The 10,743-nt window shown below is 37.9% G+C and carries 8 protein-coding genes; all 8 read left to right on the forward strand.

Going from position 1 to position 10,743, the window contains the following annotated elements:
• Nucleotides 1-2: 2 nt before the first annotated feature.
• On the forward strand, nt 3-497 hold the full coding sequence (locus H1P_RS13565) for a chemotaxis protein CheW (RefSeq protein WP_144867963.1): 495 nt from the start codon (nt 3-5) through the stop codon (nt 495-497).
• 227 nt (nt 498-724) lie between these two features.
• Nucleotides 725-2,575 (forward strand): HAMP domain-containing methyl-accepting chemotaxis protein, encoded by a 1,851-nt coding sequence (locus tag H1P_RS13570; RefSeq protein WP_144867965.1) that lies wholly within the window; start codon nt 725-727, stop codon nt 2,573-2,575.
• 119 nt (nt 2,576-2,694) lie between these two features.
• Complete coding sequence (locus H1P_RS13575) at nt 2,695-3,237, forward strand: chemotaxis protein CheW (RefSeq protein ID WP_144867967.1); 543 nt, start codon at nt 2,695-2,697, stop codon at nt 3,235-3,237.
• 160 nt (nt 3,238-3,397) lie between these two features.
• Complete coding sequence (locus tag H1P_RS13580; RefSeq protein WP_144867969.1) at nt 3,398-4,597, forward strand: response regulator; 1,200 nt, start codon at nt 3,398-3,400, stop codon at nt 4,595-4,597.
• 184 nt (nt 4,598-4,781) lie between these two features.
• A complete protein-coding gene (locus H1P_RS13585; protein ID WP_144867971.1) occupies nt 4,782-5,144 on the forward strand; it encodes a response regulator transcription factor in 363 nt (120 codons plus the stop codon).
• Nucleotides 5,145-5,180: 36 nt separating this feature from the next.
• Nucleotides 5,181-5,711 carry a chemotaxis protein CheW gene (locus H1P_RS13590; RefSeq protein WP_144867973.1) on the forward strand — a complete coding sequence of 177 codons (531 nt, stop codon included), beginning with the start codon at nt 5,181-5,183 and terminating at the stop codon, nt 5,709-5,711.
• A gap of 161 nt (nt 5,712-5,872) precedes the next feature.
• Nucleotides 5,873-8,632 (forward strand): methyl-accepting chemotaxis protein, encoded by a 2,760-nt coding sequence (locus H1P_RS13595; protein ID WP_246141677.1) that lies wholly within the window; start codon nt 5,873-5,875, stop codon nt 8,630-8,632.
• Nucleotides 8,633-8,723: 91 nt separating this feature from the next.
• Nucleotides 8,724-10,743, forward strand: a 2,020-nt coding sequence (locus H1P_RS13600) for a HAMP domain-containing protein (RefSeq protein ID WP_144867975.1), incomplete at its 3' end; no start/stop codon positions are given.

The following is a 10,743-nucleotide window of genomic DNA, read 5'->3' on the forward strand; positions in this document are numbered from 1 at the left end:
GTATGGATACCATCCTTCCCGTTGAAGAGGTTGATAGCAGACCAACCAGTATTCAAAAGCCTTATCTCAGACTAGAACTAGGTCAAAATATTGCTGCTGCTTTGCCCATGAAAAATGCTCAAGAAGTTTTAAGCCTCAAACGCGATCGCGTTACCCCTATGCCCAATATGCCAGACTGTGTTTTTGGTTTACTCAATCAGCGTAGTCGTATCTTTTGGGTGGTGGATTTATCTCAATTATTAGAAATGCCACCCATCGATCGCAGTCTCCAAGAATACAATTTAGCTATTATTCGTACTCAAGAAACTGCTTTAGGTGTGGTTGTACCTGTTATTAAAGGTGTAATTCGCTTTTCTGTAGAAGATATTCAATCTCCTGTAGGTAATGTTGCTCCTGGACTTGTTCCTTATCTCCAAGGTTGTGTTCTCGAAGCAAGCAATGTTTTGTTGGTTTTAGATGCCGAAGCAATTATTAATTCTCCTCTTTTACAGAGTTAAGTAATAGGTAATGAGTAATAATAGTTTGATAGTTTCTGATTTACTTTAAAGAGATCTTTAATTTATTTTTATAAATAACTATATTAGTTTTGATAAATATTTTAATATGAATCAAGATTCTTTTATCGATGTTTTTAATATTTTATATTTCTTATAACTGGTTTTAAAATAGTTGTCAAATTTATGCAAAAAGTTTAACTGTAGCGAATAACTTATCTTAAATTATTATGAAAATCGGCAATAAACTAATTTTACTTAACTCAATAGTAGTCATCGGTTTTGGCTCTACTGGGTTATACAGTTTAACTACCACAAAAAAAATTGTCAGCCAATTGGAAAAGATTGATGAATCATTTAGGGCTACGGTTAAAGCTGCTACTAATATGAGTAGCTACGCCCAAAAAGCAGAAGGAAAGATGATGTTATATCTGACCTTAGATGAGCCAAGCGATCGAGAAAAAGCGATCTCAAAAACTGAATTTCTCGGAGAGCAACTTGCTATTTTAGAAACTAATGTTAAAGATCGAAAATCCCAAACAATTATCACCGAAGCTCAGAAAAACTACAATCAACTACAAGCTACAGAAAAAGCTTTAATTACCACTTACGAACAGGTCACAAAAAGCGGGCAAAAATTCGATCCTGCTCAGTATTCCCAACTAATTAATAAATTTAATAACTTTGCTAGTAAATTAAGCCAACAAGGAATAGCTTTAGCCGAAATTGAAACTAATTTTTTAGACGAACAACAGTCTCAGGAAATATTTCTCAAAGAACTAGCATCATTACAAAGGAAGACTATTTTAGCAATATTGGGCGGTGTTGCCTTAACAATAGGATTAGTTTATTGGCAAGTAAAAAAGGTGTCTCAACCTCTAACACAATTGCAGTATGCAGCCCAAAAAGTTGCTCAAGGAGAACTTGATACTCAAATTGACATTAAATCAGAAGATGAAATAGGTCAACTCAGTTTTGCTTTCAATCAAATGACTCAAAGGATTAAAAAATTAATCCAAGAAACAGAGCAAACAACCAAAGAAACCCTTGCTACTCAATTACAAATTATTCAAAAACAAAAAGCAAATAATGAATCTCTGCAACAAGAATTATTTCAATTTATCTCCAGTATCGAAGAAGTTTCAAACGGAAACTTAACTGTTAGAGCCAATATGACTGATGGGACGATTGGGATTGTCGCAGACTTCTTTAACTCCATTATCGAAAGTCTGAGAGATATTGTTGCTCAAGTAAAAGTCACCAGTACTCAAGTAAACTCTTCCATTAGTAATAATGAAACTGCTATTGAAGAAGTTGCTCAAGAAGCTCTCCAACAAACAGAACAAATTAGTCAAGCTCTCAATCAAGTAGCAGAGATGACTCAATCAATCCAAGAAGTAGCTGATAATGCTCAAAAAGCTGCTCTAGTATCCCACACTGCATCTGTAACCGCAGAAAGTGGAGGACAAGCCATTGAAGAAACTGTAAACAGTATTCTACAACTGCGAGAAACAATCGCTTCCACCGCAAAAAAAGTAAAACGTCTGGGAGAATCTTCTCAAGAAATTTCTAAGGTAGTCTCTCTAATTAATCAAATTGCGATGCAAACTAACTTACTCGCTATCAACGCTAGTATCGAGGCTTCCCGCGCAGGAGAAGAAGGTAGAGGCTTTGCCGTAGTAGCAGAAGAAGTCGGGGAATTAGCAACTAAAAGCGCGGAAGCAACTCAAGAAATTGAAGAGATTGTGGAAAACATTCAAGAAGAAACCCAAGAAGTAGTTGCTGCAATGGAAATTGGTACCTCCCAGGTGGTAGAAGGAACTCGTTTAGTACAAAATACTAAAAGTAGTCTCGATAAAATTGCCGAAGTATCTCAGCAAATCGATGTACTCTTACAGTCAATTTCTTCTGCTACCATTTCTCAGGCTGAAACTTCTCAAACTGTGACGACACTAATGGAAGAAGTGGCTAATGTTTCTCAGCGCACATCTGATGCTTCTTTAAACGTCTCGGAATCTCTCGAAGAAACAGTCAAAATTGCCCAACAACTAGAATCTTCCGTAGATACCTTTACTGTTTAATTGTTAGTGGTTAGTGGTTAGTGGTTAGTGGTTAGTGGTTCGTTGTTTCCCTATCTCCTCTGCTTCTTTGCTCCTTTGCTTCCTTGCTTCCTCATCCTTCATCCCTCATCTCTTAAATCATGCCCATCTTTTCCACACTTCGCTCTCGGCGAATAGCAAATAAAAAAGCCCAAGCAGTAGCACAAATGATTGGTTTTCGACTTTATCAAGAATGGTTTGCTTTACCAATTTTGGCAATTCAGAAAGTAGTTCCCTTGGGTAAAGTTTATGGAGATCCTCATGATACAGGGGTTAGCATTACCACCTACGAAGAACAAGAATTATTAGTTATTGATGTTGTCAAGCAAATTTTTAGAGATCGCACTCCTCTTGTATCAGAACCAGAGCCAACTAATTCTGTTGGAGAAGATTTCCTCGATATCAGCCAACAGCGTTATTTATTGATTCTACAAGATGATAATAATCATCGAATTGGTTTACCTATTGACTCTCAGCCTACAATGTATCGAGTGGAAACTTCTGCTTTCAAGCCTTTACCAGAAGCTTATTTAGATCGCGGAAATATTCAATGTGTAACTTCAGAAATTATTGAACTTCCCGATTTACCCCCTTTATTTGTACTCGATCCTCCAAAATTAATATCATCAATGAAGAAAAAATAAGTTTCTCTGCCCGAAATGTGACTTTTAAAACGTTTTCGGGAACTCTATTTAAAGGGATAGCATCAACTTATCGCACTCTGCGATGACTGAAACCTCGTCTTTAAAACATATGACGGAGTCTTCAGTCACAATTGTTTTTATTTTAGATAGGAAATTCGCAATGACGACTGCCAAAGATGGAATTAGTCATACTCGCACCCGAATTCAACAATTTACTGCTATTAAGCAATTAGAGTTTTTTGAATCTCTCAAAAAGGATAAATTTAGCGGTCAATTGGCGATCTCAGATGCTCAAGATACTTCCTGGGTTTTTTATATGTATTTAGGGAGAATCGTTTACGCTACTGGAGGGAATCATCCCGTCAGACGGTGGCGCAGACATCTTGTAGCTTATTGTCCCCAAAGATTAGCTCATTTTGATGAAATTCAAGCAGAACTAACCAAAATTCCTGAAGAAGCCTGTCGCATTTCTTGGGAATATAAGTTGTTATCGGTGTGGATTGACCAAAATAAAATTACTCGCGAACAAGCAGCCAGGGTAATCAAAGCCACTGTTATTGAAGTCTTATTTGATGTTACTCAGGCGATGGAGGTTTTTTGCGAAACTGTTAAAGACAATTTGTTATCGACTCGTTTAGCTCTAATTGAAGCAGAGCAAATCATCAATGAGGCTGGAAAACTATGGCACGCCTGGCAATCGGCTAAAGTGGCAGATCGCTCTCCCGATCTGTCTCCTGTAATTCGGCAGCCAGAAGCTTTAAAAAAAAGAACTTCTCCTCAAGTGTTTCAAAATCTCAGTCAACTATTAGATGGACAGCAAACTCTTCGGGATTTGAGTGTTCGCATGAGAAGAGATGTGGTTACAGTTACACGCTCTTTACTACCTTATGTGCAGTTAGGTTTGGTACAGCTAGTTAATGTTAATGATATACCGCCACCAGTATCTCCTCCCCTTGCTAACAAACTGTCTAAAGCTATTACTCCCCATCGGATTTTAATCGCCTGTATTGATGACAGTCCAGCAATTTGCCAGACTATGGAACAGATTGTAACTTCTGCGGGATATCAGTTCGTCAGTGAAATGGATGGTTTAAGAGCGATCGCTGTTCTTTTGAGTCGTAAGCCAGACTTAATTTTTCTGGACTTAATCATGCCTAATACCAATGGCTATGAAATTTGTACTCAATTACGCAAACTATCTTTCTTTAAGAATACACCGATTGTCATTGTGACAGGAAATGACGGTATTATTGACCGCGTGCGTTCAAAAATGGCTGGTTCTACAGACTTTATTAGTAAACCAATTAACCGCGAAATTGTGGTTGATACAGTGAATAAGTATCTCAAGCAAAATGTGTAATTGTGGCAAAACTTATCGGTCATTAATGATCGTAGTAATCCAGCTTATTTACGAAATAAAGCAATCCTTAAATTTCAGCAAATGCTGTTAAGTTCTTGTGACGTAAAGGGAACTCTAAATATTACTAACGTAAGCAAGTACGACTTCTAAAAATTCTGTTTAATTATAGGTTGAGGTAATTATTATGGGCAACGCCCTGATTGTGGATGATTCTTCTACGGAAAGAGCAATACTTACTGGTTGTTTAAAAGAAATAGGCATTAATATTTCGATTGCTACAAGTGGCGAAGAAGCATTAGAAAAAATTGCAGCAGAACTACCAGATATTATAGTGTTAGACGTAGTTTTACCTGGACGTAGTGGTTTTGAAGTTTGTCGTGAACTTAAAGGTGCAGAAAACACCAGTAAAATTCCGATTATTCTTTGTTCTACTAAAGGTACTGATATGGATAAATTCTGGGGTAAAAAACAGGGTGCTGATGCCTATATTTCCAAGCCAGTAGATCAAGAAGAATTAGTGCGAATAGTCAAGCAACTAATAGGATAAGAAAAAAGTTGACAAATCATCTTATCAGAGCAGCTCATGCAACAAAATTTTATTGATTCTGTATCAGATACTCCAATAAAACTCGCTCAAAGAAAACAGTTTTTGCGTTTTTATCTCGAACCAGAAACCACCATTATGTTACCCATTGAGCAAATTACAGAAGTTCTCAAAGTATCTTTCAACAAAATAGTTGCCATTCCTCAAATGCCTCCCTGGATTATGGGAGTTTATAACTGGAGGGGAGAAATTCTGTGGACAGCAGATTTAGGGCATTTATTGGGGCTAAATACGTGGCAAGAACAAAGAATTAATAGTACAAATTCTACTGTGGTTATTTTATCTTATCCTAGCGGTTCAAAAGCTAAGAGTATGCAGAAAAAAAGCCTGGGTTTAATTATTAATAGTGTCGAAGATATTGAATGGTGTGACCCCAATCTGATACAGCCACCACCACCTTCGGCAGTTACGCCTACTTTAGCTCCCTTTGTCACTGGATACTGGCTAAAACCTGAAGGAGAAATGATTTTAGTACTGGATGGCAACTCTATTATTAATGCTATGAATTAACTTGATAATGACTGTAATCGCAATCTTAATTATTATATTTATTTGATTCAACAATACTTTTAATACCTTAAATATTAAAAATTTTTATTTTTATTAATTCTTAAATAATTAAACGACTAATCAACAGATAATCCCTATTAAGCAAAATAATTAACAGTAAAATGGGTAATCAAAAAGATATTTCTCCTGAACAAAAACTCTACAATCTGCCGATTAATGCCAAAACTAACTTAATATCTTGGTTTAGTATCGGTTCTTTAGCAGTTGTCGTTATTTTTGGTGGGTTTATTCTCCGTAATGGTTTAAAAAACAAACGGGTCGATCAGGTAAAATCCCAGTTAGCTGTTACTGATATTGAGTATAATATTAAAATCAATCAAATGGGGTTTGGTTTTCGAGGACAATCTGATAACTCGGCAATTATTACCGCAGCGACAAATTATCAAAATAATCAGCAAATACCGACGACTTTACGGACACAAATTAAGAACATTCTCCAAAATGAAATTAAAGCTCGTCAGATTGAATATGCAACTTTAGTTGGTACGGATAAAAAAATTATAGTTAGTGCTAACCAAGAGCGGACAGGTCAAACTTTCGATCCTAATAATTTAGTTAGTCAAGCTTTAAAAACAGGAACACAAATTAAGAGTAGCGAAATAGTTACCTGGTCAGAAATAGTCAAAGAAAAACCCCCTTTACCTGAAGGTTTTAAGGAAGAAAACGCTCTAATTCGCTATACGGTAACTCCTGTAAAAGATAGCCAAGGTAAAGAAATTATTGGAGCTTTGATTTCAGGAGATATTGTTAATCAAAAATTACCTATAGCGCAAAATTCTGTGGAAGCTTTTACAGACAATCAAGGTTATAGTGCTGTTTATCTGAGAGAATCCACGGGAGAATACACTTTAGCCACTTCTTTTCTCGAAACTATAGAGGAAGGAGTAGGGACTTTTGTTCCTTTATCAGATCGGCAAATTATTGAAAAAGCAGTTACTAATTTGGGTGAAATAGTTACCGCTCAAACAAAGATTGATGGTGAAAGCTACACCTTAGCAGCCAAAGCAATTCCTAACAATCAAAGAGAAGCGATCGCTGTTATTATATACGGTAGTTTATCTAGCTCTTCTGTGTTATTAAGCAGTTTGCTAGCTCAGGCTGGGTTAGCAGTGCTAGTTATGGGTATTATTATCTATTTAACTCGTATTTTAGGAAAAGCGATCGCCGAACCAATTCAAGATTTGCAACAGGTGACTCAAGAATTTGCCGAGGGTAACATGACAGCTAGAGCCACGGTTTATAGCAATGATGAAGTGGGTTTACTTGGTAGTACCTTTAATGTGTTAGCAGATTCGATTGAAACTAACGAAAAACGCTTAAGAGAAGACGCTAAACGCTCTCGCATTTTGAAAGAAATTGCTTTTCGGATTGGGGAAGTTATTGATTCGGAGGGAATTTATCAAGCGATGGTGGATAGTGCTAGAGATGCGGTAGAATGCGATCGTGCTATTTACTATATATTTAATGAACAGTGGCAGGGTAAGATTGTTGCAGAATCTCTCAAAGAAGGATTTTCTTCGGCTTTAGGAGCAGAAATTTACGACCCTTGTTTTGCAGAAAACTACGTAGAAAAGTATCAGCAAGGTAGGATACAAGCCATAGCAGATATTGAAGCAGCAGGATTAACCGAATGTCATTTGTCCCAGCTACAACCTTTTGAAGTTAAAGCTAATTTAGTAGTTCCTGTCTTGAGAGGAGAAGTTTTAACTGGCTTACTAATTGCCCATCAATGCCATAACACTAGGGAATGGGAAGATATTGATATCGATACGTTAGAACAAATAGCTAACCAATCGGGTAACGCTTTAGAAAAAATTAATCTCTTAAAGCAACAGCAAATTGCCCAAGAAAACGAGCGTCAGGCAAAAGAAAATCTTCAGCATCGAGCTTTAGAGTTACTAATGGAAGTAGACCCTGTAAGCCAAGGAGATTTAACGATTCGTGCCAGGGTTAAAGAAGATGAAATTGGTACAATCGCCGATTCTTATAACGCGACGATTGAAAGTCTGCGTAAACTGGTAACCCAAGTAAAAGCCTCAGCTACCTTGGTGTCTAATACCACTACCGAAAAAGAGGTTTCTGTTCAAGAATTATCCCAGGGTGCTTCTGAACAAACAACAGAAATTAGTACCGCTATCGAAAGAATTAACGCGATGGCAAATTCCATTAAAGTCGTCGCAACCAACGCAGAAGAAGCCGAAATCGCAGTTCGCCAAGCTTCAGCAACCGTAAAAATAGGGGATGAGGTAATGAACCGCACTGTGGACGGCTTTAGAGCAATTCGCGAGACAGTAGCAGAAACGGCGAAAAAAGTAAAACGTCTTGGAGAATCATCCCAAAAGATTTCCAAAGTAGTCAATCTGATTAGTAGCTTTGCCGATCAAACTAACTTGCTGGCGTTAAATGCTTCTATTGAAGCTGCCCATGCAGGAGAAGAAGGACGAGGTTTTGCGGTAGTTGCCGATGAAGTTCGTTCTCTGGCTAGACAATCAGCAGAAGCTACTGCCGAAATTGAGTCTCTAGTAGCAGAAATTCAATCGGAAACCAACGAAGTAGTAGCAGCAATGGAATCGGGGACAGAACAAGTAGTAGTAGGAACAAAATTAGTAGACGAAACTCGTTCTTCTCTGACTCAGATTGCCGATGTCAGTAGCCAGATTGATAGTTTAGTTAGAGCGATCGCAGAAGCCACCGTAGAACAGTCTCAAGATTCAGAAGTAGTTACCAAAACAATGACTCAAGTAGCTGCGATTTCTCAACGTACTGCCACAGAAGCAGAAGAAGTTTCTGACTCTTTCAAAGAATTACTGACTGTAGCTCAAAAGTTACAAGAAAGTGTTGCTCAGTTTAAAGTCAACTAGCGTCACGACTCGCGCTACCAGATGCGCCTATGTTAAGCGCGGAGGTGTTCGTCAATCTTTTGTAGCTTTCCTAAATAATCCTATAGTAATTATGGTTAAGACTTCTCCCGAAAATAGCTCTCCAAAACATAATCTAGTTAATTCTAGAACTTTGCCTCAGATTGAGAACGTAGAAAATACTCTGTTTACTCCCAAGCAAAAGCCAGCTTTTTTTGGGGCTAGTTGGTGGCAAAAAAAGAGTATCCGTTGGAAAGCGATGGCACTAGCGATCGCTTTAGGCACATTACCCACAGCAACTTTAGGTTTGGTTGCTTATTGGGCTGCGGATAACTCAATCTCCAAGGAAATTGCAACCGTCAGAAAGAGGTTAGCAGTTGATTTACGAAATGAAGTCAATCTGTTTATGCGGGAACGTTTTCAAGATATTCAGATCATGGCAAATCTGGATATCTTAACCGATCCCAAATTGCGCAATCAAATATCCTCTGTAGAAAAAGCTGCTACTTTAGAAAGAATCCAAGAAACTTACGATATTTACAATAGTATTGGCATTTTTGACCTCAAAGGAGATGTGATTGCTCAAACTGGGGATAAGCCTTTAGGAAATCATCTTAACCGAGGTTACATTCAAGCTGCATTAAAAACTAATAGTGCAGTATTAAGTCAACCAAGAATTTCTACCTCGTCAGGGATTTATAGCGTTTATACTGCTGCACCAATTAAAGATAAGGTGACGGGTAAAACAATTGCGGTGATTCGTGCCAGAATACCCGTGGCAGTACTGGAAGAAATCCTTCAAGACTTTACCGCCGAAGGAGATCAATACTATTTACTAGATGACACAGGCGCAATATTTTTGAGTTCTACAGGGAATTATGCCATTAAAACCCAGAGCAATAATCAAACTGCCACTCAAGAGCAAACTGCTGACTATAAAGCAGTTAATGTCGAGCAAGTATTTTCAGGAATCTCCTCACAACTAGATAGCGATCTTCCTCTCACTATCAACTCTGTAAAAAATCAGACTAATCAAATTCAACAGTTTATTGCTTTTGCCCCTGCAAAGCAACTTGCAGATTTACCCAGTCTCAATTGGCAGGCTCTGATTGCTACTGATAGTAGCATCGTTTTTGCTCCTCAAAGAAGATTAGGGCAGATTTATACTTTAGGAACTCTAGCGATCGCTATTTTCGTAGGAGCGATCGCCTATTATTTGGCTAACTTGGCAACTCGCCCTATTTTAGCTGCTGCTAAAACTGTAGAAGAAATTGGCGAAGGTAACTTAAAAGCTCGCATCACGGTAGGAGGCAAAGATGAAATATCGCAACTGACAAACAATATTAACCTGATGGCAATGCAGTTAGAAGACTTTGTGCAAGAACAACAGCTTTTAGCCCAACAAACAGATGTTGTTAAACAAACTGTAATCGCTTTAAACACTGTATTAGAGAAAGAGTCATTATGGGATATTGCCGTTACTCAAGCCAGATTTGGTTTAGCTGTAGATGGAGTTAGTTATTACAGTCTCGAAGGCGATGGGCAAAATCAAATAGTTGCTGAATCTTTTATTGCAGAAGCGGTTTCTCAGATCGGCAAAGACATTTATGAATCTGCTTTTCTTGAGGAATACATCACACAAAATCCCGAATCAGAAATCGTGGCAGTTGATGATATTCATGGGGCTGAGTTGACGGGAGGAAATGAGGGAAGCATTCCCGTGTTGACTGCTTCCCAAATCAATAAACTAGAAACTATTTTTTTCAGGGCACTTGCGATTGCAAAAGTCAGACAGCAAGGACAACTTGTAGGTTTACTTACCGCTCATCGTAGTTCTAGCGATCGACTTTGGCAACAATCGGAGATTGACTTTTTAGCACAAATAGCCAACCAAGTTAGTGTTACTCTAGATCGCTTAGATTTTTTGCAACAGCAACAAGATGCCCAAATGCGGGAAAAACAAGCCAAAGAAGACTTACAACAGCGAGCTTTTGAATTATTGCAGCAAGTAGATCGCATTTCTCAAGGAGACTTAACAATTCGGGCAAAAGTAACCGAAGATGAAATTGGGACAATTGCCGATTCTTACAACGCTACTATTTATAGTCTTCAAA

This window comes from Hyella patelloides LEGE 07179 (genome assembly GCF_900659865.1).
In the GTDB taxonomy this organism is placed as follows: domain Bacteria; phylum Cyanobacteriota; class Cyanobacteriia; order Cyanobacteriales; family Xenococcaceae; genus Hyella; species Hyella patelloides.

Bases quoted from the DNA above. Each gene is read 5' to 3' on its own strand.
- H1P_RS13590 (WP_144867973.1), top strand. From the start codon at position 5,181: ATGCAACAAAATTTTATTGATTCTGTATCAGATACTCCAATAAAACTC.
- H1P_RS13575 (WP_144867967.1), top strand. From the start codon at position 2,695: ATGCCCATCTTTTCCACACTTCGCTCTCGGCGAATAGCAAATAAAAAA.
- H1P_RS13565 (WP_144867963.1), top strand. From the start codon at position 3: ATGGATACCATCCTTCCCGTTGAAGAGGTTGATAGCAGACCAACCAGT.
- H1P_RS13580 (WP_144867969.1), top strand. From the start codon at position 3,398: ATGACGACTGCCAAAGATGGAATTAGTCATACTCGCACCCGAATTCAA.
- H1P_RS13570 (WP_144867965.1), top strand. From the start codon at position 725: ATGAAAATCGGCAATAAACTAATTTTACTTAACTCAATAGTAGTCATC.
- H1P_RS13595 (WP_246141677.1), top strand. From the start codon at position 5,873: ATGGGTAATCAAAAAGATATTTCTCCTGAACAAAAACTCTACAATCTG.
- H1P_RS13585 (WP_144867971.1), top strand. From the start codon at position 4,782: ATGGGCAACGCCCTGATTGTGGATGATTCTTCTACGGAAAGAGCAATA.